This window comes from Neobacillus sp. (assembly GCF_031988165.1).
Classification (GTDB): Bacteria; Bacillota; Bacilli; order Bacillales; family Cytobacillaceae; genus Neobacillus; species Neobacillus rhizosphaerae.
On sequence record NZ_DALZYO010000025.1, the window covers coordinates 48030 to 72113 of the forward strand.

Genomic DNA, 24084 nt, shown 5'->3' on the forward strand with positions numbered 1-24084 from the left:
AAAAATTTTTTACAAAAATTCTTTAACAATCCGAATAATGTACAAACTGTATTTGAGGGGGAATTATTTATGACAAAGTATATTTTTGTAACTGGTGGTGTCGTTTCATCACTTGGAAAGGGAATTACCGCTGCATCATTAGGACGTTTATTGAAAAATCGTGGGTTGAATGTAACGATTCAAAAATTTGACCCGTATATTAACGTCGACCCTGGGACGATGAGCCCTTACCAGCACGGCGAAGTGTTCGTTACCGATGACGGTGCAGAAACCGACTTGGACTTAGGTCACTATGAGCGCTTTATCGACATCAATTTAAACAAGTACAGCAACGTAACCACCGGAAAAATCTATTCGACAGTTTTACGAAAAGAGCGTCGCGGTGACTATCTGGGCGCGACTGTCCAGGTTATTCCACATATCACCAACGAAATTAAGGAGCGCTGTTTCCGTGCTGGCAAAGAAACCAATGCCGATGTCGTAATTACCGAAATTGGCGGAACCGTTGGTGACATCGAGTCACTGCCATTTTTAGAGGCAATCCGCCAGATTAAAAGTGATATTGGCAGTGAGAATGTGATGTACATTCACTGTACGTTGATTCCGTACATCAAGGCTGCTGGTGAAATGAAGACGAAGCCAACTCAGCATAGCGTGAAGGAGCTGCGCAGTCTCGGCATTCAGCCAAACATTATTGTCGTACGTACGGAACTACCTGTGTCACAGGACATGAAGGACAAAATTGCCTTGTTCTGTGATATTGATGCCAAAGCGGTCATTGAATGCCGCGATGCCGATACGCTATATTCGATTCCACTTGCCCTTCAAGAGCAAAATATGGACCAAATCGTCTGTGACCATTTGAAGCTCAATTTACCTGAAGCCGAAATGACTGAATGGAAGGCACTCGTCAGCCGGGTTCTTAACCTTTCGAACAAGACGCGCATTGGTCTTGTCGGAAAATATGTTGAGCTCCAGGATGCCTATATTTCGGTTGTTGAAGCGATGAAACATGCTGGTTATGCCTTCGATACTGATGTGGAAATTAAATGGATTAATTCTGATGAGGTAACTAGGGAGAATGTCGCTGCGTTACTGAGTGATGTCGACGGTGTCCTTGTACCTGGCGGATTTGGTGATCGCGGAATCGAAGGGAAAATTGAAGCGACTCGCTATGCCCGTGAGCAGAAGAAGCCATTCCTTGGGATTTGTTTAGGGATGCAGTTGGCAACGATTGAATATGCGCGGAACGTGTTGGGCTATGCCGAAGCTCATTCCGCTGAGTTTGTCCCTGAGACCGTTCATCCAATCATCGACTTACTTCCGGAGCAGAAGGATGTCGAAGATTTAGGCGGAACATTACGATTAGGGCTTTATCCGTGCCGCCTGCTTGAGGGGACGAAGGCTTTCGATGCCTACCAAGAAAAGGTCGTTTACGAGCGCCATCGCCACCGCTATGAATTTAACAATCACTATCGTCAAGAAATGGAAGCTGCCGGGTTTATTTTCTCTGGAACAAGCCCGGACGGCCGGTTGGTCGAAATTATCGAACTAGCGGATCATCCATGGTTCGTTGCTTCCCAATTCCATCCGGAATTTGTTTCAAGACCAACGCGTCCGCAGCCGTTGTTCCGTGAATTTATTAAAGCAACAATTGAAAAATAAGTTTTTGGACCAGTTCCCAGTGAGGGAGCTGGTATTTTTGAATTTGTTGGTAAAAAATGTTAAAAAATCCAAAATTGCAGAAAAATGAGCCAATACATCGAAAAAATAAGCCAATAAATAGAAAAATGAGCCAATGCTCCGGAAAAATGAGCCATAAACAAAATAAGTGACCCTCGCAAAGCCATTTATAATGTAAAACAGGGCCACATCGGCCCTGTTTTACACCTCGTATTCCGCAAAAATCTCATCAATTGTAAATTTCAGGCCATAATAGACGAATAATGCCGCCATCGAAGACGGATATCCAAAGCGACCTCCGAAATCATCTGGTAGCAGGCCCTTTGTCAGCCGCAAATCGATATGGACGTCTGCAAATTCAGTCAAATCACCAATGGCTGCGTCCATTACCGTCGAGACAGCCACAAATGGGACCTGCTTTTCCCGGAGTATGGACGCTATTTCTAATGCGGCTTCATCGCTAGAAGTGCGGGTGAAAATCAGCACGCGATCGGCATCGCTAAGCTCTTCCACCTCAGACAGAGTCAGCACTTTTGCTCCCTTAAACGGCTCCCCGCCATCCACCGACTCGAATTCGACAGCCTTCATTTCCCTCGTACCATAAATATATATCAATCCGTCGCCGACAGGTGCTTGTGCTAACAGACGGGCGCCGTCTTCGAACGAAAATTCCGCTTTTTCCTCGATTCGTTTAAACAGGCCTGTTAATTGAGTAGTAAACATTTTTAACATAAAAATCCTCCCTTTCGCTCTACCATTATAGACCTTTTCCACCAATTGCAAAAATAAATGTAAATTCCTACAAAATAATACCTATTAAGGGAAAAGACAGGAAGGAATTTCCCTCTCGAGAAGAGAAGTAATACTAGTGAATGTGTAGGTGTTGATAATTTAGAGAGCTCGCCGATTGGCGAGCCCCTACAGTGGTGTAAAATTACATTTATGCCTAATAGGAAAATTTACTTTCCTAGCGGCCTAAAAAATTTGAATCTAACAAATTGGGAAGAGGTGGAGAGAATGAAAGAGAAAATTTTAATCGTAGACGATCAATTTGGAATTCGAATTTTGCTAAATGAGGTGTTTCAAAAGGAAGGGTATCAAACGTTTCAGGCGGCTAATGGCGTTCAGGCCCTTGACATTGTGAAAAATCATGACCCGGACCTTGTGCTGCTTGACATGAAAATTCCGGGAATGGACGGGATTGAAATTTTAAAAAGAATGAAGGTCATCGACCCGGATATCCGCGTGATTATCATGACTGCCTACGGTGAATTGGATATGATTCAAGAAGCAAAGGATTTGGGCGCCATCACTCATTTTGCCAAACCTTTTGACATTGATGATATCCGTGCAGCTGTAAGAAAATATATACCGCAAAAAACGAATTGACTAGTACGTTAATATGGGTGCGCTTTCATTATGACAATTTCTAAAATACCGTCTGATTAATGGCATTTCCTCCTTTGATTTGATATGATGAATATGAAATTTTACTGACTAGCTATCATTTTTTTAAGAATACATAATTGGTAAAATAGAGGGAAAACCTTAATATGGAAAGCCCTTTTCGAAATGATAGCACCCAAAATTAAGGAGGAAGAGACATGCCTTTAGTATCTATGAAAGAAATGCTTATTAAAGCGAAGGCGGAAGGCTACGCTGTTGGGCAGTTTAACATTAATAATTTAGAATTTACTCAAGCCATTCTTCAAGCAGCAGTTGCTGAGAAATCACCAGTTATTCTTGGTGTTTCTGAAGGTGCAGGCCGTTATATCGGCGGTTTCAAAACGGTTGTCAAAATGGTAGAAGGTTTAATGGAAGATTATAACGTGACTGTTCCTGTGGCGATTCACCTTGACCACGGTTCAAGCTTTGATAAATGTAAAGAAGCAATTGATGCAGGCTTCACTTCTGTTATGATCGATGCTTCCCACCACCCGTTTGAAGAGAACATTGAAATTACTTCTAAAGTAGTGGAATATGCTCACTCCAAAGGTGTTTCTGTAGAAGCAGAATTAGGAACAGTTGGCGGACAAGAAGATGATGTGGTTGCAGAGGGCGTTATCTACGCTGATCCAAAAGAATGTGAAGAGCTTGTGAAGCGCACTGGTATCGATTGCCTTGCTCCTGCACTAGGTTCTGTACACGGTCCTTACAAAGGCGAACCAAAATTGGGCTTCGTTGAAATGGAAGAAATCGGCAAGATCACGGGCATGCCGCTTGTACTTCATGGTGGAACAGGAATCCCAACAAAGGATATCCAAAAATCAGTTTCCCTTGGAACAGCAAAAATCAACGTGAACACTGAAAACCAAATCGCCTCAGCAAAGGCTGTGCGCGAAGTGTTAGCTGCAAAGCCGAACGAATACGATCCACGTAAATATTTAGGACCGGCTCGCGATGTCATTAAAGAAACAGTTATCGGCAAAATGCGCGAATTCGGTTCATCAGGCCGAGCATAAGAGAAAAAACGACACTTTTTCTATATTTGTGTTAATTATGATAAAATGAAAACCGTCCTTATTGCTAGGGCGGTTTCAGTGTGTAAATGAATACTCTCACTGCCAAATTTTTAAAAGAAAATTTGGCAGTGGGGGTTTCAATGTACCGCCCTTCGCCTACATTAAGGAAAGGGTGCCCTTGCCTAAAATGGATAGAAAACTAAAATTTAGTCGAAATTTGGAGGGAAAGACGATGAAATTTTTTATTGATACTGCCAACTTAGATGAAATTCGTGAAGCACATGAACTTGGTTTATTAGCGGGAGTAACGACAAACCCTACACTTGTTGCCAAAGAAAAAGGCGTTTCTTTCCACGATCGCATTAAGGAAATTGCAGCTCTTGTTCCTGGTTCAGTTAGCGCGGAAGTAATCTCCCTTGATGCAGAGGGAATGATTAAAGAAGGCCTGGAGCTAGCGGCTATCGCTCCAAATATCACCGTCAAAGTTCCGATGACTCCTGATGGATTAAAAGCATGTCATGCTTTTTCAAAACAAGGCATTAAGACTAATGTCACGCTTATTTTTAACGCCAATCAAGCCTTGCTTGCCGCAAGAGCAGGTGCTACCTATGTATCACCATTCCTTGGCAGATTAGATGATATCGGCCAAAATGGTTTAGATCTTATTTCCACGATTGCCGAAATCTTTGCTGTTCATGGAATTGAATCTGAAATCATCGCAGCCTCTATCCGCAATCCCATCCATGTAACAGAAGCAGCCTTAAGAGGAGCGCATATTGCGACCATTCCATACAAAGTTCTGATGGGTTTAACCCAGCATCCATTAACTGATAAAGGAATCGAAGCATTCCTAAAAGATTGGGAATCCCGTAACGAAGCCTAACAATTCATGAGTTTTTCCATTTATGTGTAAGGTGAAACTTCCATCTGTGAGGTTTCCCTTCATCCCTCGCAGATGGTTAGTTGAACCAATCGGGCTTTTACGGGCAGTTGATCCAAATTTATTCTGATGGATTTCCACGAAATATTTGCAAAGGATCTTACTGCCCGTTAATGCGGGATAAGGTGAAACTTCCATCTGTGGGGGTTTCCCTTCATCCCTCGCAGATGGTTAGTTGAACCAATCGGGCTTTTACGGGCAGTTGATCCAAATTTATTCTGATGGATTTCCACGAAATATTTGCAAAGGATCTTACTGCCCGTTAATGCGGGATAAATTTTTTTAATTTGGATACATGAAAATTAAATTTTCGTGTAAACTATAAATTAGACAAACTGTCGGAATTTGGCTTTTTCAGTTGGAAAAATATACCTAAAGCCTTGTTTGGTTACAAGTGTGCTTCTATTAGCTCAGCACCGGTAAAAAAGACTGGCAAGCTAATTAGAAAGTACCGACCCATTCCATCAACCATTCATGACTTACATACGGCTTAGAAGGGAGTCGAAAATGGAAAAACTTAAAATTGCGGGCGGATATCCGTTAAAGGGAACTGTTCGAATCAGTGGAGCAAAAAATAGTGCCGTTGCCTTAATTCCCGCAACAATTTTAGCAGAATCACCAGTGACGATTGAAGGCTTGCCGGACATCTCTGATGTTGAAATCCTAAAGGACCTGCTTGAGGAAATCGGTGGAAAGGTCCAAATTACGGATGATGAAATGACCGTCGACCCTTCAAAGATGATTTCCATGCCGCTACCAAACGGTAAGGTGAAAAAGCTGCGTGCTTCCTATTACCTAATGGGAGCGATGCTCGGGCGCTTTAAAAAGGCGGTTATTGGTTTACCGGGTGGCTGCCATCTAGGTCCGAGACCGATTGATCAGCATATAAAAGGCTTCGAAGCACTTGGAGCGCAAATCACCAATGAGCAAGGGGCAATTTATTTACGGGCCGACGAGCTGCGCGGTGCCCGGATTTACCTCGATGTCGTAAGTGTGGGTGCGACCATCAATATTATGCTGGCTGCGGTACGAGCCAAAGGACGGACCATCATTGAAAATGCCGCCAAAGAGCCGGAAATCATTGATGTGGCCACACTATTAACCAACATGGGAGCGAAAATAAAAGGGGCCGGAACGGACGTTATCCGCATCGATGGTGTCGATACATTAAATGGCTGTCGTCACACGATCATTCCTGACCGAATTGAAGCAGGCACGTATATGATTATTGGTGCCGCTGTTGGGGAAGGCGTTTTGATTGATAATGTCATCCCGCAGCACTTAGAATCGTTAATTGCCAAGCTCCGTGAGATGGGCGTGCAAGTTGAATCGGGCGATGACCAAGTGTATATTAGCGGCTCGGCTAATTTGAAAGCGGTTGATATTAAAACGCTCGTCTATCCAGGATTCCCGACTGATCTGCAGCAGCCAGTTACGACTCTTCTAACAAAGGCCACAGGCTCAAGCGTGGTCACCGATACCATTTACAGTGCCCGCTTTAAGCATATTGATGAATTAAGAAGAATGAACGCCAATATTAAGGTTGAAGGACGCTCCGCCATCATTAATGGTCCTGTCCAGCTTCAAGGGGCCAAAGTGAAGGCAAGCGACCTACGAGCCGGAGCCGCACTCGTGATTGCCGGCCTGATTGCCGAAGGAATTACCGAGGTCACCGGGCTAGAGCATATTGACCGCGGCTACAGCAATCTGGTGGAAAAATTAAACGGTCTTGGTGCGACAGTTTGGCGGGAAGCGTTAACAAATGAAGAAGTCGAACAATTAAAAAATACTTAGATAGAAAAGCGGAAGCGGCCGTCCGGGCGTTTTTGTTAGCTAATATCAAGGTTTTGAAGGTTGCAAAAGAGAAAACAGGAGTTGGAGAATAATGGAGAGAAGTTTAACAATGGAGCTTGTCCGCGTTACTGAAGGAGCTGCCCTTGCATCAGCTCGTTGGATGGGACGCGGCAAAAAGGATGAAGCCGACGGTGCTGCCACTTCAGCGATGCGCGATGTGTTTGACACCGTTCCGATGAAAGGTACTGTTGTCATTGGTGAGGGAGAAATGGACGAGGCGCCTATGCTTTATATTGGTGAAAAGCTCGGCACGGGCTATGGCCAGCGCGTCGATGTCGCCGTTGACCCGCTAGAAGGCACCAATATTTTAGCATCCGGCGGCTGGAATGCCTTAGCCGTTTTGGCGGTTGCTGACCATGGAAATCTGCTCCATGCCCCGGATATGTATATGGAAAAAATTGCTGTCGGTCCTGAAGCTGTCGGACTTGTCGATATCAATGCCTCCGTTTTGGACAACCTTAAAGCGGTGGCCAAAGCGAAAAATAAAGATATCGAGGACGTGGTCGCGACTGTCTTAAACCGTCCGCGTCATGAACATATCATTGCCCAGCTTCGTGAAGCCGGAGCACGGATTAAGTTGATTAACGACGGTGACGTCGCAGGTGCGATTAACACGGCTTTCGATAACACCGGTGTCGACATTCTTTTTGGTTCCGGCGGAGCCCCTGAGGGTGTCCTAGCAGCTGTTGCCTTGAAATGTCTCGGTGGTGAAATCATGGGGAAATTATTACCGCAAAATGATGCTGAGATTGAGCGTTGTATGAAAATGGGCTTAGATGTCAATCGCGTGCTCCGCATGGAGGACCTTGTGAAGGGCGACGACGCCATTTTTGCTGCAACCGGTGTGACCGATGGAGAATTACTGCGTGGGGTTCAATTTAAAGGATCCTATGGTTCAACCCACTCAGTCGTCATGCGGGCCAAATCAGGAACCGTCCGCTTCATCGAAGGTCGTCACAGTTTGAAAAAGAAACCGAATTTGGTATTATAGGTGGTGTGGTGCCTGACTCTCATTGGTGTCAGGCACCAACAAAATAGAGAAACTCCGTGATCTCCAAGAGGAATCCCTTCCAGGAAAAATTTCCAAGCGATGATTTTAAAAAAATTTAGTTGATTAATTTTTTGCTCAAGGGGTAAAATAGTAGTTGTTTTTATTATGCATTTTTTCTGCAAATCTATTCATTTCTTTTCTACTTCTATTCCAATTCCTCTAATCTCTTTATTACTATCAAAAGTTGGATTTTCCGCTGGCAGCCGACACGCGGATTTGATGGAAAAATTTAAAAGTGTGGTGTACAAATGGACTTAACAATTTCAAGTTTAGAAAATATGAAGCTGAAGGAACTTTATGAACTCGCTCGTGAATTTAAAGTGACCTATTACAGCAAATTAACGAAAAAAGAATTAATTTTTGCGATTTTAAAATCTCGTGCTGAGCAGCAGGGTTATTTTTTCATGGAAGGCGTTCTCGAAATCATCCAATCGGAAGGGTTCGGATTTCTACGTCCAATTAACTACTCGCCAAGTTCAGAAGATATATATATTTCGGCCTCGCAAATTCGTCGCTTCGATCTTCGTAATGGGGACAAGGTTTCTGGTAAAGTTCGTCCTCCAAAGGAAAATGAACGTTATTACGGTCTTCTGCACGTAGAAGCGGTGAATGGTGAAGATCCTGAATCGGCCAAAGAACGCGTCTACTTCCCAGCATTAACCGCTCTATATCCAAATCGAAAAATGAAGCTTGAGACCACTCAAAAACATCTTTCAACCCGGATAATGGATGTTATTGCACCGGTCGGTTTCGGCCAACGTGGGTTAATTGTCGCACCACCAAAAGCAGGTAAAACGATGCTGTTAAAAGAAATTGCGAACAGCATTACCACCAACCACCCAGAAGTGGAATTAATCGTGCTCTTGATCGATGAACGTCCCGAAGAAGTGACCGATATTGAACGGTCTGTAGCCGGCGATGTCGTCAGCTCAACGTTTGATGAAGTGCCTGAAAATCATATTAAAGTCGCTGAGCTCGTGCTTGATCGGGCGATGCGTTTAGTCGAGCACAAACGCGATGTTGTTATTTTGATGGATAGCATTACTCGTTTGGCCCGTGCGTATAACCTTGTGATTCCGCCGAGCGGCCGGACACTTTCTGGGGGGATTGATCCGGCAGCCTTCCACCGTCCGAAACGATTCTTCGGAGCGGCCCGGAATATTGAAGAGGGCGGCAGCTTGACGATCCTCGCAACGGCATTAGTTGATACTGGTTCGCGGATGGACGATGTCATTTATGAGGAATTTAAAGGGACAGGCAATATGGAATTGCACCTGGATCGCCAGCTTGCCGAGCGTCGGATTTTCCCTGCGCTTGATATCCGCCGTTCCGGAACGCGTAAGGAAGAATTACTCATTCCGAAGGATCATTTGGATAAATTATGGGCGATTCGGAAGTCGATGTCAGATTCGCCAGACTTTGCCGAACGCTTCTTGAAAAAATTAAGACAGACCAAGTCAAACGAAGAATTTTTCGCGCAACTAGGTGAGGAATTAAAGACCCGCCGCTCATAGGTACTGCAAGGCGCAGAACCTTATGAAAAAGGGCTCTTTGGTCCAAGGGTAGCGAGCTAATTTTTTTAAAAATAAATGCTTATACCTAAAAATCCCAACTTGCAAAAGCAAGTGACCCTTGTTATAATGATTGCAGTGTGTTTTAAGTATTTCAGGTGCCTGTTTTAGACAAGCACTTTAGATAACTCTGTTTCGAAAGATTCAGGGCGGAAGGAGATGAAAAGAATGAAAGCAGGAATTCATCCAAATTATAATACAATAACGGTGACATGTGCATGCGGAAACACTTTTGAAACTGGTTCAGTGAAAAAAGAAATTCGCGTTGAAACTTGTTCAGAATGTCATCCATTCTATACTGGTCGCCAAAAATTCGCTGAAGCCGGCGGACGTGTTGACCGTTTCAACAAAAAATACGGCCTTAAGCAACAATAATTGCTCAGGAACAGGCAAGAGGAAACATCAACTTGCCTGTTTTTTATTGTGCAAAATTGAGAAATTAACATATAATAACAGTTTACATGGTTCGTTTATTGGAAGGAGAGGCCGTTTATGTATTTAATGAAGCAAAGCGGATGGGTTGAGGTTATCTGTGGCAGTATGTTTTCTGGAAAATCGGAGGAATTGATTCGTCGCGTCAGACGGGCTCAATTTGCGAAACAAAAAATAGCTGTGTTTAAGCCGAAAATTGATAATCGCTATCACGAACAGTCTGTAGTCTCCCATAACGGCTCTTCTTTTCATGCGATACCAATTTCCCATTCTATAGAGATTCTTCATCATGTCGAAGCGGATATGGATATCATTGCGATTGATGAGATCCAGTTTTTTGATGAAGGCATTGTCAGGGTGGTCCAACAGCTGGCAGACAGCGGCCACCGCGTCGTTTGTGCTGGTCTTGACATGGATTTCCGCGGCGAGCCGTTCGGACAAATGCCCGCCTTAATGGCGATTGCTGAATCCGTGACGAAGCTTCAAGCTGTCTGCACGGTCTGTGGTTCACCATCAAGCCGTACCCAGCGCCTAATCGACGGCCGCCCAGCATCCTATCATGACCCAGTCATCCTAGTCGGCGCCTCAGAAGCGTATGAGCCTCGCTGCCGTCACCACCACGAAGTACCAAAAGCAATTCCAGTTCGCTAGCGTGGTGCCCTTTTGTGGTGCCTGACACCATAAACACTGTCTGAGAGTTGGATTCTCAGACAGTTTTTTTGTTGAAATTTCCGTTTGGCGGCATTATTGTCCCTTTCGGCGGAATAAAATCAAAAAGACGTGGAATAAATATAATAATTTGCAGAATGGCAGGTTGAGTTTAGCAAAATGATCTAAAAAAGGGACAGAATTCTGCACGTAAGACATTGTTGGAAGGATTTCACTAGGCAAGTTTAACTTTCCCATGGGCATGATAGTAATGGGAGGTGAATGATGCTGAAAAAGTGGATAGTTTTCTCACTTGTTACCGTGTTTATCTTAAGTGGATGCCAGAGTAAACGGAACGCGGCTAATGACGCAGGGTATGATTTGCGAACCGACCGATCGACGCCTAACTATATGTCCAATCGTGGTAAAAACCAACAGCACTTAGTGGAAGATGATATTACCAATCAAAATCCGAACTTCCTTGATCTGGAGCAAACGGGAAGTGGCGGAGAGGCTGGCGCTGGAAATTATGGTAACGATACGAACAAAGCAAAGCAGGTCATTGCGGATACCAATGAGTTTGTTACCGATTCTGTCTGGATAAATGGTAACCGAATGTGGGTCTCTGTTTATAAAAAAGGGATGCTTTCTAATCAGGAAAGAATCAATGCTGAAGCCCGCCTCCATCGGAATTTAATGCAGGCACTGCCACGGTATCAAATTGAAGTAAGAGTGAAGGAAGATAGAAGATAGCATGCTCTGATACTAGGGCATGTTTTTTTGTGCGATTTTTTAACCGTGAGTGAAGTGTTTATCTTTGAAAAATAAGCCTAATATTAAATGTTTAGCCGCATATATACTGCTATCCATTCTTAATTAAACGACGAATAAAAATTTCTCCCTGTAATTTGGTTTTGACTGTGCTTTTTACCTATACTATAATTAGACTGTTATGGACTAAAATTGAGGTGAATACACTTGTTTGATCGTCTTCAATCTGTAGAGGATCGTTACGAAAAGTTGAATGAACTTTTGAGCGATCCGCAAATTATTAATGATACAAAAAAACTTCGTGAATATTCAAAAGAACAAGCTGATATACAAGAGACTGTACAGACCTACCGCCAATACAAAGAAGCGCGCGAACAGCTTCACGATGCCAAGGTCATGCTTGATGAGAAGCTAGATGCTGATATGCGTGAAATGGTGAAGGAAGAGGTAAACGAGCTGGAAGCACAAATAGAGGAATTAGAAGCGCGCATGAAGATTCTTTTGATTCCAAAGGATCCAAACGATGACAAGAACGTTATCTTTGAAATCCGTGGTGCAGCAGGGGGCGATGAAGCGGCGCTATTTGCTGGTACTCTTTACCGTATGTACAGCCGTTTTGCGGAAGCACAGGGCTGGAAAACAGATGTGATTGATGCCAACCCGACAGGTCTCGGCGGCTTCAAGGAAATCATTTTTATGATAAATGGTGCCGGTGCTTATTCAAAATTGAAGTATGAGAATGGCGCCCATCGGGTGCAGCGTGTACCGGAAACGGAATCAGGCGGTCGGATTCACACGTCTACAGCGACGGTTGCCTGCCTGCCGGAAGCGGAAGAAGTGGAAATTGAAATTCACGACAAAGATATCCGCTTTGATGCGTTTGCCTCTAGTGGTGCCGGTGGACAGTCCGTTAATACGACAATGTCAGCCGTGCGTTTAACGCACATTCCAACGGGAATCGTGGTATCGTGTCAGGATGAAAAATCGCAGCATAAAAACAAAGACAAAGCGATGAAGGTATTACGTGCTCGTGTCTATGATAAGTTTCAACAGGAAGCACAGGCAGAATATGACCAAGTCCGTAAATCAGCGGTTGGCACTGGTGACCGCTCGGAACGGATTCGGACATACAATTTCCCGCAAAACCGGGTAACGGACCACCGGATTGGCTTAACGATTCAAAAGCTCGACCAAGTGCTGGAAGGTAAGCTTGATGAAGTGATTGATGCATTGATTCTTGATGACCAAGCGAGAAGACTGGAAAGTGCCTCTAATGAGTAAAAAAGTGTTCGAAGCTCTGAAATGGGCTTCTTCTTTTTTAATCCAAGCGAATCGAGATGAAAATGCTGGAGAGCTGCTGCTAAGGCATTTCACTGAGATGACGCGGTCCCAACTGTTTGCGAATTTACGTGAGGATTTACCGCAGTCGGTTTGGGAGGCCTATGCGAAGGCTGTCCATGAACATGTTCAGGGCGTGCCGATTCAATATATCATCGGCACGGAGGAGTTTTACGGCCGAACCTTTATGGTTAATGAAGCGGTGCTGATTCCTCGTCCGGAAACAGAGGAGCTCGTTTACGGGACGCTCGAACGGATGAAACGGCTTTTCACCGGATGCGAGGATATCCGGCTCGCAGACATCGGCACAGGCAGCGGTGCCATCGCGATTACTTTAAAGCTTGAAGAGGAAACACTGCGGGTGTCAGGTACTGAATGTCCGTCAGAGGAGGACAAATGTCCACGGATGGTGTCAGGTACCAACTGTCCGCCAGAGAAGGACAAATGTACATTAGTGGTGTCAGGCACCGATATTTCTGCGGAATCTCTTGCTGTTGCGAGGGAGAATGCCGTGGGGCTTGGGGCGGATGTTACTTTTGTCCAGGGGGATTTGCTGCGACCGATTGTTGACAGCGGGGTAAAGCTTGATGTGGTCGTGTCCAATCCGCCGTACATCCCTCTCGGCGACATCACATCGATGTCTGAGGTGGTTACGGAGCACGAGCCGCACCGGGCCCTTTTTGCTGGAGAGGACGGCTTAGATTTTTACCGCCGTTTTATGATTGAGCTACCGCAGGTACTGGCGCCTAGAGCACTTGTATGTTTCGAAATTGGGGCCGGTCAAGGCGAAGCGGTAGCGGAGCTTTTTCAAAAAGCATTTGCGAATATAAAGGTTGAAATTGTCCATGATATCAATGGCAAGGACCGGATGGTGTTTGCGGAAATTGGCTTCGGGGCGTAACTACCCGAAGCCTTTTCCAGCTAATAAGAAAGTTTAAGTGTACAAAGGAAGGCTTCATGAGCATAATCACGACTGAAGCACATTTTTTGTGAAAATAGAAGAAATTTTCAACTAGTGGTGTGCGTCAACAAATCATGTGTGTTTCATATTTTCCGTAAAATGATTATTGTTCAGATATAGATTTATAACTATCGATCTTACTGAACCAATAAGCCACAAAGAATAGAAATAAGTAAATACAAAAGTCATAAATGGACAACCAATTTTTTGGATCGTAAAAATGAATCAATACAAAAAATTTCATAGCCCCGTAAGCAGCTAACATTGAAAATATAACACCTTTAAAAAGTATATTTGCTTTTGGCCTTATTTGAATCACAAACATAATAGACACTGGGACTAACGAAAAGTGATAAGGAAGCAATAACATTGGGGCAACAGGTGAAAATTTCATTGGATAGCGCCATAATCCTAATGAAAGCGCAATAAGGTCAATAACAAGTGATAAAATAATGGTTATCAACCCTCCAATAAGTAGCCTTCCTGTACTGTCCTTTTTTCTAAGCAGCAGCCAAATAATCCATGGAACAACAAATAATCCAATCCCGAACCACCATTGCCAGGTAAATAGAAAGTTATTAACAACTGCTTCAGTCATGATCTTATTTCCTTTGATGATCATTTCCGCGCCTTTTCTAGAATGTTCAATGCCTTCCATAAATGCCATTCTTCAATCCAACCCCTTATAACAAAATGATGTTGCATGAAAATTGTTGTCTATATAAAAAATAAAATGAATGTTTTATACCTTCAGGATTTTGGAAGTTTTTCTATAGTTAATCTTTTGCAATTTCGCTTCCATTTATTAATATTTTTTATATTTGGAGGATATAGGACTACGTGGTCGAAAATGTTAAGTGGAATGATTGATAAAAACCAATTGGGTGCGCTCCATTTAAAAAAAGACAAAACCATAATGAATCATGTTCTTATCCCCAATTCTTCTGAAACCATTGAGTTATCACTTTTATTCTCCCGCAAAAATATTAAAATTTACTAGTTTAAGATACTGGCATTTTGTCCACAATGTAGATAGCGAAGGGACGGTGCTAGAATGAGAAGCAAAATCGTAGTTTGGGCTTATTTAGTGGTTTTATCAATGGGAACGATGTTGAGTTTATATATGCCAAAAACGGAAGCGGCGCAGAAGGAATCGATTGTCATTCCAGGGGAGGCAATTCGCCTCAGGATTCTTGCCAATAGTGATTTTGAAGCGGATCAGGCAATCAAGCGGAAGGTGCGCGATGCGGTTAATGCTCAGATTACCCTGTGGGTGCAGGATTTAACCTCGATGGAAAAAGCAAGAACGCTCATCAAGGCGAAGCTGCCGGAGATTCAAGCGATTGCGGAAAAAGTTGTCCGTGAGCAAGCCTCAGTTCAGTCGGTGAAAGTGGAATTTGGCAATGTTCAATTTCCGACGAAGCTATATGGTCAGTATTTATATCCAGCAGGGGAGTACCAAGCGATTTTGATTACGCTTGGAAGCGGAGAAGGAGCAAATTGGTGGTGCGTACTATACCCGCCGTTATGCTTCCTCGATTTTTCAAATGGTGTAGCAGTTAGCAATGGATTCGACGAAAAACAAAAGGCGGCAGCGAAAGCGCCTGAAAAAGAGGAAAAATCCTCTGAAAGGGTGGAACAAGTACCTAATTCGGTGGATGAGGAAGTTGTCGCAAAAGAGCCCCAGGAAGAGCCAACGAAAGAGTCAGTTTCCTTTGATAAGGAAAGGGCGGTTGAAATATCAGATGAAAAGTCAAAAGTCACGAAAGAACCTGCTCTTGAAAAAACAGAAAAAAAGCACGCTAAGAAACAAAAGCAAGCACCTGTTTATACCGCAGCAGACGAGGAACCCGTGAAAGTGAAATTCTTTGTCGTCGAAATGTGGGAGAAGCTTTTTTATTAAGCCAGTTCCGAGCGTGGGGCTGGCCTTTTTGTGGAAACGGGGGCGAAGCTGCTCCAATTATTTTAATAATTCCTTAAGTTGGATTGAAAAAAACTTAGGTAGTTTGTGTTACATGTTTGGTTAGGCTTCACGCACCCAGCCTTTAATACGTTGGTTGGTTTACGACTCAAAACAGGCTTTTTTCTCTTATTGAGTTGGGAGTATGGTTTAGTAAAAAAATTTTACTAGATTCCGAAGTCTGCCTGTTCTATTTTACCTACTTTTTCATATTCATAGAGTAGAATCTTAAAAAGAGGTGGATGGGATGGAAGCGTTGATTCGCAAGGCAAATAAGGAAGATTTGCACTGTTTACGAGAGTTTCTTGCAAGAGCGAACCTTGGGACGGATGGACTAACGGATGAAACCGTCGGCTATTTTTTGCTGCTAGAGGATGAGGAGGGTTCCTTGAAGGGAACCCTTGGCATGGAGGTAATTGAGGATTTTGGGCTGTTACGCTCACTGGTTGTTTCGCCGGGACAAGCTGAAAAGGAAATCTTTGTTCTTTTTGATCAAATGGTGCAATTAGCGAATGAAAGAGGAGTGAAAAGTATATATTTAGCCACAAATAAAAGTACGGCCTTGACGCTTTTTGATTTACTGGGGTTCCAGCGAATTGGCCGCGGAGATCTGCCGCTACCATTTTATCACTTAGAACATATTCGCCACGTTTTAAATGTGGATAACTCGTTATTTTTAAAGTTATCTATCTAATTGTGGATATATCGACAAAGTTATCCACTAATTCAGGAAAGTTATGCACAAATTGTGGATAAAACTTGTTTTTAAGCCCACCTTCTTTTATACTTTCAAACGTATCGAGTAAAAAATATGGGTCAAGGCGACTATATTCGCCAAATTTCGATAAAAGACTCATTTGCTATAAAGGTGGATAAGAATGAACACAAAAGTCTGGAAAGTGGATAAGTATGTGGATAATTTAGAAAGTAATCCACATGTTGTGGATGCAGCACATCTTATACGAGAAAACGAAGTGGTCGCCCTGCCGACGGAGACGGTTTATGGATTGGGAGGAAACGCCGAAAGTGACACAGCTGTGGCGAAGATTTTTACGGCAAAGGGGAGGCCTGGAGATAATCCGCTAATTATTCACATTGCGGAAAAAGTACAGCTGAACCGCTTTGTTACGGAGATTCCTGCCAAGGCTGAGGTGTTAATGGATAAGTTCTGGCCGGGACCCCTGACAATTATTTTTAACAAGAAGGATGGGGTTCTGTCGGAAAAGGCAACAGCAGGCCTGTCCACGGTTGCAGTGCGGATGCCAGACCACCCCGTTGCCTTGGCTCTGTTGAAAAAATGCGGGCTCCCCGTTGCGGCGCCAAGTGCCAATAGCTCTGGTAAACCGAGCCCGACGAAGGCGGAGCATGTAATCGATGATTTAAACGGGAAAATTGCCGGGGTACTCGATGGCGGTTCGACAGGTGTTGGCGTCGAATCAACGGTTGTTGATTGCACGGAGGAGATACCGGTGATTTTGAGACCAGGCGGGGTCACAAAAGAGCAGCTCGAAGTCGTGATTGGTTATGTCGACGTCGACCCAGCTTTAACGGACGATGAAGCACGACCTAAAGCACCTGGCATGAAATACCGCCACTACGCCCCAAATGCGCCGCTATTTATGGTGTCAGGCACCAGTAGATTTCTACAACAATTAGTAGAAGAAAAGCAGCAGGAAGGGTTGCGGGTCGGGGTACTGACGACGGAAGAGCAGGTTGCGGCGTATCAGGCCGATCTTGTGCTGGCGTGCGGCAGAAGGGCGGAGCTTGAGACAGTTGCTGCCGCGCTCTATGAAACATTACGCGGGTTCAACCAAAAAAATGTTGATATTATTTTTAGTGAAATGTTCCCAGGTACGGGCGTCGGACATGCGATTATGAACCGACTTCAGAAAGCAGCTGGGAATAGGATGATCAGCGAAAAAGCCCCGACTCCAGAGAGCAGCCGGGAATAGGATAATCAGTGAAAAAGCACCAGCCCCCTTGATATTTAGGGGCTGGTGTTTTTTGCTGAACACAGTGCTACAAGCGCTTGTCATTTCCCCATAATAACTTCTAAAAAGCTTTGGACGTGCATATGCTTAGGTTAGTTAGTCCAAGGGGGCGGAAACAGGATGTCAGAAATGGTTAGCGAGGTAATTACACTGATAATAATGGCATTTGCACTGGGGATGGATGCTTTCTCGGTTGGGCTAGGCATGGGGATGTACAAGCTACGGCTGCGGAAAATCTTTAATATCGGAATTACGATTGGATTATTCCATGTGTGGATGCCACTCGTTGGCCTATTTGCCGGTAAATTTTTATCAGAAAAGTTTGGCGTCTTTGCCTCCTTTATCGGCGGTTTGCTGTTAATCGTGTTAGGAGGCCAAATGGTTTGGTCGACCCTGAAAAAGGGGGATGAAAAAGTCATTACGCCGATGGGCTTTGGCGTACTGCTGTTTGCATTGAGCGTGAGCCTTGATAGTTTTTCCGTTGGCCTAACCTTAGGGATATACGGTGCGAAAACCGTTATGGTTATTTTATGCTTTGGAATTGTTGCCACGATACTAACGTGGGCTGGGTTGCTGCTCGGAAGAAAGGTGCAGAGTTGGATTGGCACCTATAGTGAGGCACTAGGCGGCGCGATTTTACTAGCCTTTGGAATAAAGCTGCTCACAGCCTTCTGGTAAGGAGGACATTAAATATTTCTTGCTGCCCACCCCATTCAAGTTGGAATTTCCAAGATAATGGGGTAATTAGTTAATATTCCCTGTTCAAATATGATAGTATAGTAATTGGTAATTTTTTAACATACTAATCTATTAAATTTGATACTAGGGAGGTTAACTCGATGCAACGAAAATTATGGATTACGCTATGCCTATCATTACTCGTAATCTCACAATCTATTTTTCCAACACTAGCTATGGCAGCAACAACAACAGGGGCAAATGGTGAATCAGCCATTCAAATACTAGAAAAAGTCACCGACCAAACCTTGGCAATCAGAGGGAAATCCTTCGCGAATGCGGAAATCAAGGTAGAAAATAAAGCAGGACTCCTCAATTCCACACAGACGGATAGTGATGGAGCGTTTGAAGTGGCGATTGAAAAACAGCCTGCAAATACCATCCTTAAAATAACAGCGGATGACGGGGCGGAACATACATATTCAATTGAAGTAACCGTGGTGGCAACAGGCTGGGTTCAGGATGGAAACAAAAGGTATTATTACGGTCCTGATGGCGAAAAACAAACTGGCTGGATTACCGATAATGGTAGCCGCTATTTTCTTGATCAAAACGGTGTCATGAAAACAGGCTGGTTATTTGATAATGGCAAGTGGTATTTTTTAAAAAATAGTGGAGCAATGCAGACTAGTTGGCTGTACGACAACTGGAAATGGTATTTTCTAACTGAAAGCGGCGCAATGGCTACCGGCTGGGTATTAGATGGTGACAAGTGGTATTACCTCAATGGTTCAGGCACCATGCAAATCGGCTGGGTGAAAATCTCCAATCGTTGGTATTATCTTAATCGCAGTGGTGCGATGCAGACTGGCTGGTTATATTATGGTGGCAAATGGTATTACCTCAATCAAAGCGGCGTTATGGCCACCGGCTGGGTGCTTGATGGCGTAAAATGGTATTTCCTTCAATCAGACGGCTCCATGAAAACTGGCTGGATTCAAAGCGGCAGGGATTGGTTTTACCTTGGCGGCGGCGGTGCTGTGTCAACCGTTCAACTCGATTCCCCGCTCATAGCGCAAATGCCAGAGCTTCCGCGCGGCTGTGAAGTCACCTCACTCGCAATGATGCTTCTTAAGGCAGGCGTGCAGGCGAACAAAATGACGTTGGCATCCCAGGTGCAGAAGGATCCAACACCTTTTACAAAAATAAATGGACAAGTGAATTTTGGCAATCCATATTCAGGCTTTGTTGGCGATATGTATACCTTTAATAAACCGGGCCTCGCTGTTTACCACGGGCCAATCGCTGAACTGGCCGAAAAGTATCTGCCCAATCGTGTCGTCAATTTTACCGGAAGTAATTTTGAAGAAATTTATAAGCACCTCAATAATGGTAAACCTGTATGGGTGATTAACAACGTGTTGTTCGATACCGTGCCATCGCAATATTGGGAGACCTGGAGCACGCCTACTGGAAAAATTTCCATTACCTACAAGGAACACAGTGTTCTCATCACCGGCTATGACAGCCAGTATATTTATTTTAATGATCCGTTGTCGTCAACGAAAAATCGCAAGGTCACGATTAGTGCCTTCAAACGCGGCTGGGAGCAAATGGGTAAGCAGGCGATTACATATCGGTAAATTACCAGAACTAGAGTGAATGTTTTCGGGGTCACTAACGATTTGGCAAAACCCCAACCTGACAGAGGTGAACGAATATTAGTCTTTTTTCAAATCATTCGGAAGCAGGCCCCATTTTAAAAATTGGCAAGCAGGCGTTTGAAGGGTTTGAATCGGTGGAAGTTGTTTTATAATAAAGGAAAGGGGGCGGACCATATGGAGCGAATTTTGTTTGTATGTACGGGGAACACATGCCGGAGTCCAATGGCAGAAGCGATTTTGAAAAATAAAAACCTGGATGGCATCGAGGTTAAGTCAGCGGGAATCTATGCCGCCACTGGCAGCGAGGCATCAGCACATGCTAAGCAAGTGCTCGGTGACAATAAAATTTCACACCAGCATCATTCCACCCCGCTGACCAATGTGGAGGTTGAATGGGCGGACCTCATCTTAACGATGACAGCCTCCCACAAGTTTGCTATCCAGCAGCAATACCCTCAGGCAAAAGTGAAGGTTTTTACCTTAAAGGAATACAGCGGTGAAAAATACAATCATGACGTGGTCGATCCCTACGGCGGGAGCCTGGCGATATATGAAGAAACCTATCGTGAGCTTGGCGAGTTAATCAACAGAGCCATCGAAAAATTAAGGCCATAATGCCAAACAGGGCTCTCTTTTTAAAAAGAGAGCTTTTATTTTTCATTAATCTTTATATTTTTAGGTTGGTATGTCAAAATTAAACTAAGATTGACGAATGAATAGGAGGATTTTTACATGAAAGTAGCATTAGCATCAGACCATGGCGGTATACATATTCGTAAGGAAATCGCCAATTTATTGGATGAATTAAAGATTGAATATGTCGATTTTGGCTGTGAATGTGAAACATCGGTGGATTACCCGGATTATGCGCTGCCTGTTGCCGAAAAGGTGGCCAGCGGTGAGTTTGACAGAGGGATTTTGATTTGTGGAACCGGCATTGGCATGAGCATTGCGGCCAACAAGGTGAAAGGCATTCGCTGCGCCCTAGTGCATGACACATTTAGTGCCAAAGCCACAAGGGCACATAATGATTCCAACATCCTCGCTATGGGTGAGCGCGTCATCGGCCCTGGCCTGGCAAGGGATATTGCTGAAATTTGGCTGACAGAGACATTCGAAGGCGGCCGTCATGCGGGTCGCGTGGGCAAAATTACTGAATATGAGGAAAAACATCTTTAACGATTAGTTTAGTGAACCTACTAATTGTCCGAAAACAGCCTTATGGGAAGGGTGTGGCCTATTTATGATCCACGAATGGGAAAGGGAACTAGAAGTGATTTTAACAGAATTCAAGGAGCAGGCCGCGTTCAAGCCGGGGCAGCTGTTGGTTGTTGGCTGCAGCACGAGTGAGGTTATCGGTGAACGGATCGGAACCGCGGGCAGCTTCGACGCGGCCAAAATGATTTTTCACGGCTTGAAAAAACTTCAGTCGGAAACGGGTATTCAGTTAGCGTTTCAATGCTGTGAGCACTTAAACAGGGCGCTTGTTGTCGAGCGCTCTGTTGCCGAAGCACGACAATTCGATGAGGTTTCCGTTGTCCCTGTCCGAAAGGCGGGCGGGGCAATGGCAACCTACGCCTTTGAGCATCTGACAGATGCCGTTGTCGTAGAGTTTGTCAATGCGGAGGCTGGGATTGACATCGGCCACACCTTCATTGGTATGCACATGAAACATGTGGCCGTGCCGATCCGGGTCAAGCAAAAAACCATCGGCCAGGCCCACGTTACGCTAGCGAAAACCAGGCCAAAACTGATTGGCGGCGCTAGAGCTGTATATGAACGAAGCAAAGAGAATTCGAGCTGTTCTTAAAACCGTCTTTGGTGTCAAACAGTCCTTAGTGTCAGGTACCACACTAAGGACTACTACCAAGGCAAAGACACCACGCCTAGGAGACACCACATTTAGGAGACGCCACATCTAGGAGATATCAACATCTCTGAAGCACCATACCCATGGACAAAGGGCTTCCAAATGTGATTCCGGCGATAAAAACCGAGCAGCCGCTGGTTGTCGCGATTAAATTTTTTTACTTCCTAGAAAAACATGCTAAAATGAAGAGGAAATTTTCAAATTGTTTGTGGTTTCTTACATAAAAGGGGGAAATATCATGAAGCATTTGGCTCAGGCAGACGAACAAGTTTTTCAAGCGATCCAAAAAGAATTGGGACGTCAGCGCAGTAAAATTGAATTAATTGCCTCAGAAAACTTTGTCAGTGAAGCGGTCATGGAGGCTCAAGGGTCTGTTTTGACCAATAAATATGCAGAAGGTTACCCTGGTCGCCGCTACTATGGCGGCTGTGAGTATGTGGATATAGTTGAGGACTTAGCCCGCGACCGCGCCAAGGAAATTTTCGGTGCGGAGTATGTCAACGTGCAGCCGCACTCTGGAGCACAGGCCAATATGGCAGTCTACTTCACGATCCTCGAGCAAGGCGACACAGTGCTTGGCATGAACCTTTCGCACGGCGGCCATTTAACCCATGGCAGTCCGGTCAACTTCAGTGGTATTCAATATAATTTTGTTGAGTATGGTGTCGACGAAACGACCCATCGCATCAATTATGATGTGGTTCTTGAAAAAGCTCGTGAACACAAGCCGAAATTAATCGTTGCCGGTGCCAGCGCTTACCCACGGGAAATCGATTTTGCCAAGTTCCGTGAGATTGCTGATGAAGTCGGCGCCTTCCTGATGGTTGATATGGCCCACATCGCCGGACTGGTTGCCGCAGGTCTGCACCAAAATCCAGTGCCATATGCTGATTTTGTAACGACGACCACTCATAAAACACTGCGCGGTCCACGCGGTGGGATGATTCTTTGCAAAGAGGAATATGGTAAGAAAATCGATAAATCCATTTTCCCTGGGATTCAAGGCGGTCCCCTGATGCATGTGATTGCTGCCAAAGCGGTTGCGTTTGGTGAAGCATTGCAGCCGAGCTTTAAAGAATATGCCAGTCATATTGTCGCCAATGCCAAGCGCTTAGCTGAAAGTCTAGAAAAAGAAGGCTTAAAGCTCGTCTCCGGTGGAACTGACAACCACTTGCTGTTAGTGGATGTTCAAAACCTTAGCTTAACAGGCAAAGTAGCCGAAAAGGTGCTTGATGAAATTGGTATTACTGTTAATAAAAACACGATTCCATTCGATCCGCAAAGCCCATTTGTGACAAGTGGTATCCGCATTGGTACGGCTGCCGTCACAAGTCGAGGTTTCGGTTTAGCGGAAATGGACGAAATCGCCTCTATCATCGCGTTTACATTGAAAAATCATGAAGATGAAGCCAAGCTTGCCGAAGCAAGTGAACGCGTTGAAGCATTAACAGGCAAATTTACCCTTTATCCGGAATATTAATTTTCGCAATCGGCCCTCTTTTAATAGAGGGCTGTTTTTTTTTGGGAAAGGCTCTGTTTAATTATAGAAAAATGCCAGCTTAACAAGGTATTTGGGAATATTTTTTGAATAATAATCTATAATGAAAGAAAAACAAGTTGCACTTAATGAAGAAAAGGGCAGAAATATTTTAAAAAAATTCTATTAAAAAGGTGCAATGAATGAAAAAATCATTAGAGAAAAGGTTTTCTTATTTATATACTGGTGAAATATTCGCTGCAATTCTTTTTATTTTTCTAAGCTACTATTTTAATAGCACTAATCCACAATTTCATTTATATTCATTGTTTTCGTTTTGGTTTTCATTTATTTTACTTGGGCTTTTTTTATTTCAGGGTGCGTATTATTGGCACGTAAAATGGAAGAGGCTACGAACTGAAAATAAAGTTAAAACCCCCTTTAAAGTCGTACGTAAATTTAAGCTTTTCAAAACATTAAACACTGGTCTGCTAATTGTGCCAATCCTTGGATTTGTAGTGGATTATATAAAATGGAATAATTTATTGCCAATTAGAGGACTACTTATTTCCGTATTTATTTATATTTTTGCGATTTTAGAGTATATTAATTATTTCTACTTTCAGCTTTCTTACGATAATCGAATGGATATTGAATATTTACGAAAAAACAAAAGACTAAAAAAGTCTTCCATTAATAAGGATTTAGAGAATTTGAAATAGGGCTAAATTGA

At 43.9% G+C, this 24084-nt stretch carries 24 protein-coding genes; 22 read left to right on the forward strand and 2 right to left on the reverse strand.

The annotated features are described in order from the left end of the window. The first annotated feature begins 69 nt into the window (after positions 1-69). Complete coding sequence (locus RTR43_RS15910) at positions 70-1665, forward strand: CTP synthase (protein ID WP_312473211.1); 1596 nt, start codon at positions 70-72, stop codon at positions 1663-1665. Positions 1666-1884: 219 nt separating this feature from the next. On the opposite strand, the gene RTR43_RS15915 is transcribed toward RTR43_RS15910, so the two are convergent. Continuing rightward, positions 1885-2415, reverse strand: a complete 531-nt coding sequence (locus tag RTR43_RS15915; RefSeq protein WP_312473212.1) for a DUF2529 domain-containing protein — start codon at positions 2413-2415, stop codon at positions 1885-1887. 285 nt (positions 2416-2700) lie between these two features. Between RTR43_RS15915 and RTR43_RS15920 the strand changes: the two genes are divergently transcribed. The 11 genes from RTR43_RS15920 (at position 2701) to prmC (ending at position 13651) form a co-directional block, all read left to right on the forward strand. After that, complete coding sequence (locus RTR43_RS15920; protein WP_312473213.1) at positions 2701-3072, forward strand: response regulator; 372 nt, start codon at positions 2701-2703, stop codon at positions 3070-3072. A gap of 215 nt (positions 3073-3287) precedes the next feature. After that, positions 3288-4145, forward strand: coding sequence for a class II fructose-bisphosphate aldolase (locus RTR43_RS15925; protein ID WP_312473214.1), 858 nt, complete (start codon positions 3288-3290; stop codon positions 4143-4145). A gap of 232 nt (positions 4146-4377) precedes the next feature. After that, positions 4378-5028, forward strand: a complete 651-nt coding sequence (gene fsa / locus RTR43_RS15930; protein ID WP_248734294.1) for a fructose-6-phosphate aldolase — start codon at positions 4378-4380, stop codon at positions 5026-5028. 564 nt (positions 5029-5592) lie between these two features. Further along, positions 5593-6879 (forward strand): UDP-N-acetylglucosamine 1-carboxyvinyltransferase, encoded by a 1287-nt coding sequence (locus RTR43_RS15935; RefSeq protein ID WP_312473215.1) that lies wholly within the window; start codon positions 5593-5595, stop codon positions 6877-6879. A 91-nt stretch (positions 6880-6970) separates the two neighbouring features. Further along, positions 6971-7930, forward strand: a complete 960-nt coding sequence (gene glpX / locus RTR43_RS15940) for a class II fructose-bisphosphatase (RefSeq protein WP_312473216.1) — start codon at positions 6971-6973, stop codon at positions 7928-7930. A 308-nt stretch (positions 7931-8238) separates the two neighbouring features. Then, complete coding sequence (rho, locus tag RTR43_RS15945; protein WP_248734291.1) at positions 8239-9504, forward strand: transcription termination factor Rho; 1266 nt, start codon at positions 8239-8241, stop codon at positions 9502-9504. A gap of 225 nt (positions 9505-9729) precedes the next feature. After that, positions 9730-9936, forward strand: a complete 207-nt coding sequence (rpmE, locus tag RTR43_RS15950) for a 50S ribosomal protein L31 (protein WP_312473217.1) — start codon at positions 9730-9732, stop codon at positions 9934-9936. Between the two features lie 117 nt (positions 9937-10053). Next, the gene (locus RTR43_RS15955) at positions 10054-10644 is read left to right on the forward strand and encodes a thymidine kinase (protein WP_312473218.1); all 591 of its coding nucleotides are present in this window, start codon (positions 10054-10056) and stop codon (positions 10642-10644) included. A gap of 279 nt (positions 10645-10923) precedes the next feature. Beyond that, positions 10924-11394: a hypothetical protein gene (locus RTR43_RS15960; RefSeq protein WP_312473219.1), complete on the forward strand. Its 471-nt coding sequence runs from the start codon at positions 10924-10926 to the stop codon at positions 11392-11394. A gap of 225 nt (positions 11395-11619) precedes the next feature. After that, positions 11620-12693 carry a peptide chain release factor 1 gene (gene prfA, locus RTR43_RS15965; RefSeq protein ID WP_312473220.1) on the forward strand — a complete coding sequence of 358 codons (1074 nt, stop codon included), beginning with the start codon at positions 11620-11622 and terminating at the stop codon, positions 12691-12693. Then, positions 12686-13651, forward strand: a complete 966-nt coding sequence (gene prmC, locus RTR43_RS15970) for a peptide chain release factor N(5)-glutamine methyltransferase (RefSeq protein WP_312473221.1) — start codon at positions 12686-12688, stop codon at positions 13649-13651. The genes prfA and prmC overlap by 8 nt, the downstream gene beginning before the upstream one ends. 163 nt (positions 13652-13814) lie before the next feature. On the opposite strand, the gene RTR43_RS15975 is transcribed toward prmC, so the two are convergent. After that, the gene (locus tag RTR43_RS15975; protein ID WP_312473222.1) at positions 13815-14378 is read right to left on the reverse strand and encodes a CBO0543 family protein; all 564 of its coding nucleotides are present in this window, start codon (positions 14376-14378) and stop codon (positions 13815-13817) included. Positions 14379-14765: 387 nt separating this feature from the next. Here RTR43_RS15975 and spoIIR point away from each other — a divergent pair, with 387 nt between their 5' ends. The 10 genes from spoIIR (at position 14766) to RTR43_RS16025 (ending at position 24073) form a co-directional block, all read left to right on the forward strand. Next, positions 14766-15614, forward strand: a complete 849-nt coding sequence (spoIIR, locus tag RTR43_RS15980; RefSeq protein WP_312473223.1) for a stage II sporulation protein R — start codon at positions 14766-14768, stop codon at positions 15612-15614. Between the two features lie 304 nt (positions 15615-15918). Then, the gene (locus RTR43_RS15985) at positions 15919-16365 is read left to right on the forward strand and encodes a GNAT family N-acetyltransferase (protein WP_312473224.1); all 447 of its coding nucleotides are present in this window, start codon (positions 15919-15921) and stop codon (positions 16363-16365) included. A gap of 184 nt (positions 16366-16549) precedes the next feature. Continuing rightward, positions 16550-17623 (forward strand): L-threonylcarbamoyladenylate synthase, encoded by a 1074-nt coding sequence (locus tag RTR43_RS15990; RefSeq protein WP_312473225.1) that lies wholly within the window; start codon positions 16550-16552, stop codon positions 17621-17623. Between the two features lie 159 nt (positions 17624-17782). Beyond that, positions 17783-18340, forward strand: coding sequence for a manganese efflux pump MntP (locus tag RTR43_RS15995; RefSeq protein ID WP_312473226.1), 558 nt, complete (start codon positions 17783-17785; stop codon positions 18338-18340). A 161-nt stretch (positions 18341-18501) separates the two neighbouring features. Further along, positions 18502-19983, forward strand: a complete 1482-nt coding sequence (locus RTR43_RS16000; protein WP_312473227.1) for a C39 family peptidase — start codon at positions 18502-18504, stop codon at positions 19981-19983. A 195-nt stretch (positions 19984-20178) separates the two neighbouring features. Beyond that, positions 20179-20619, forward strand: coding sequence for a low molecular weight protein arginine phosphatase (locus RTR43_RS16005; protein ID WP_248734279.1), 441 nt, complete (start codon positions 20179-20181; stop codon positions 20617-20619). 117 nt (positions 20620-20736) lie between these two features. Then, a complete protein-coding gene (rpiB, locus tag RTR43_RS16010; RefSeq protein WP_312473228.1) occupies positions 20737-21183 on the forward strand; it encodes a ribose 5-phosphate isomerase B in 447 nt (148 codons plus the stop codon). Between the two features lie 64 nt (positions 21184-21247). Next, entirely contained in the window at positions 21248-21814 is a 567-nt protein-coding gene (locus tag RTR43_RS16015; protein WP_312473229.1) for a TIGR01440 family protein, read from the forward strand. Positions 21815-22112: 298 nt separating this feature from the next. Next, the gene (gene glyA, locus RTR43_RS16020; protein ID WP_312473230.1) at positions 22113-23354 is read left to right on the forward strand and encodes a serine hydroxymethyltransferase; all 1242 of its coding nucleotides are present in this window, start codon (positions 22113-22115) and stop codon (positions 23352-23354) included. 200 nt (positions 23355-23554) lie between these two features. Continuing rightward, a complete protein-coding gene (locus RTR43_RS16025; protein ID WP_312473231.1) occupies positions 23555-24073 on the forward strand; it encodes a general stress protein in 519 nt (172 codons plus the stop codon). Positions 24074-24084: the final 11 nt, after the last annotated feature.

Bases quoted from the DNA above. Each gene is read 5' to 3' on its own strand.
- RTR43_RS15910 (WP_312473211.1), top strand. From the start codon at position 70: ATGACAAAGTATATTTTTGTAACTGGTGGTGTCGTTTCATCACTTGGA.
- RTR43_RS15915 (WP_312473212.1), bottom strand. From the start codon at position 2,415: ATGTTAAAAATGTTTACTACTCAATTAACAGGCCTGTTTAAACGAATC.
- RTR43_RS15920 (WP_312473213.1), top strand. From the start codon at position 2,701: ATGAAAGAGAAAATTTTAATCGTAGACGATCAATTTGGAATTCGAATT.
- RTR43_RS15925 (WP_312473214.1), top strand. From the start codon at position 3,288: ATGCCTTTAGTATCTATGAAAGAAATGCTTATTAAAGCGAAGGCGGAA.
- fsa (WP_248734294.1), top strand. From the start codon at position 4,378: ATGAAATTTTTTATTGATACTGCCAACTTAGATGAAATTCGTGAAGCA.
- RTR43_RS15935 (WP_312473215.1), top strand. From the start codon at position 5,593: ATGGAAAAACTTAAAATTGCGGGCGGATATCCGTTAAAGGGAACTGTT.
- glpX (WP_312473216.1), top strand. From the start codon at position 6,971: ATGGAGAGAAGTTTAACAATGGAGCTTGTCCGCGTTACTGAAGGAGCT.
- rho (WP_248734291.1), top strand. From the start codon at position 8,239: ATGGACTTAACAATTTCAAGTTTAGAAAATATGAAGCTGAAGGAACTT.
- rpmE (WP_312473217.1), top strand. From the start codon at position 9,730: ATGAAAGCAGGAATTCATCCAAATTATAATACAATAACGGTGACATGT.
- RTR43_RS15955 (WP_312473218.1), top strand. From the start codon at position 10,054: ATGTATTTAATGAAGCAAAGCGGATGGGTTGAGGTTATCTGTGGCAGT.
- RTR43_RS15960 (WP_312473219.1), top strand. From the start codon at position 10,924: ATGATGCTGAAAAAGTGGATAGTTTTCTCACTTGTTACCGTGTTTATC.
- prmC (WP_312473221.1), top strand. From the start codon at position 12,686: ATGAGTAAAAAAGTGTTCGAAGCTCTGAAATGGGCTTCTTCTTTTTTA.
- RTR43_RS15975 (WP_312473222.1), bottom strand. From the start codon at position 14,378: ATGGCATTTATGGAAGGCATTGAACATTCTAGAAAAGGCGCGGAAATG.
- spoIIR (WP_312473223.1), top strand. From the start codon at position 14,766: ATGAGAAGCAAAATCGTAGTTTGGGCTTATTTAGTGGTTTTATCAATG.
- RTR43_RS15985 (WP_312473224.1), top strand. From the start codon at position 15,919: ATGGAAGCGTTGATTCGCAAGGCAAATAAGGAAGATTTGCACTGTTTA.
- RTR43_RS15990 (WP_312473225.1), top strand. From the start codon at position 16,550: ATGAACACAAAAGTCTGGAAAGTGGATAAGTATGTGGATAATTTAGAA.
- RTR43_RS15995 (WP_312473226.1), top strand. From the start codon at position 17,783: ATGTCAGAAATGGTTAGCGAGGTAATTACACTGATAATAATGGCATTT.
- RTR43_RS16000 (WP_312473227.1), top strand. From the start codon at position 18,502: ATGCAACGAAAATTATGGATTACGCTATGCCTATCATTACTCGTAATC.
- RTR43_RS16005 (WP_248734279.1), top strand. From the start codon at position 20,179: ATGGAGCGAATTTTGTTTGTATGTACGGGGAACACATGCCGGAGTCCA.
- rpiB (WP_312473228.1), top strand. From the start codon at position 20,737: ATGAAAGTAGCATTAGCATCAGACCATGGCGGTATACATATTCGTAAG.
- RTR43_RS16015 (WP_312473229.1), top strand. From the start codon at position 21,248: ATGATCCACGAATGGGAAAGGGAACTAGAAGTGATTTTAACAGAATTC.
- glyA (WP_312473230.1), top strand. From the start codon at position 22,113: ATGAAGCATTTGGCTCAGGCAGACGAACAAGTTTTTCAAGCGATCCAA.
- RTR43_RS16025 (WP_312473231.1), top strand. From the start codon at position 23,555: ATGAAAAAATCATTAGAGAAAAGGTTTTCTTATTTATATACTGGTGAA.